The organism is Adlercreutzia sp. DFI.6.23, from assembly GCF_024462535.1.
GTDB classification, from domain to species: domain Bacteria; phylum Actinomycetota; class Coriobacteriia; order Coriobacteriales; family Eggerthellaceae; genus Adlercreutzia; species Adlercreutzia rubneri.
Window position 1 is genome coordinate 1 of sequence record NZ_JANGBP010000380.1, and the last position, 312, is coordinate 312.

At 64.1% G+C, this 312-nt stretch carries 1 protein-coding gene; it reads right to left on the reverse strand.

Features of this window, described 5'->3' with window-relative positions:
- On the reverse strand, window positions 1-241 hold a 241-nt coding region (locus tag NE591_RS13800; RefSeq protein ID WP_256156926.1), incomplete at its 3' end, for a MarR family winged helix-turn-helix transcriptional regulator.
- Between the last annotated feature and the right edge of the window lie 71 nt (window positions 242-312).

Sequence of the window (312 nt, forward strand, 5' to 3'; positions counted from 1 at the left end):
TGGGATCTTGGGTTGGGAAGGTGGCGTACAAGCTCTCTACCAGGGACTGGTTGACGGCAGCGACGTGCTCGGCGCAGTCGTCGGTGACGGCGAGGAACCGCGTGCGGCCATCGGTCGTGCAAGCCTCGCGGGTCGCGTACCCATGGGCGACGAGGGCGTCGACGGCCTGTGTCACCACATTGGGCTTCATGCCTAGAATCTTTCCGAGCTCCCCCTGGCTTACAGGCGCCGAGGCCTGCATCAGCTTAGTTAAAATGCGGTACTGGGTGATGTTCAGGTCGCTCGCCTGCTCCAACCCGCGGCGCAGGGCCT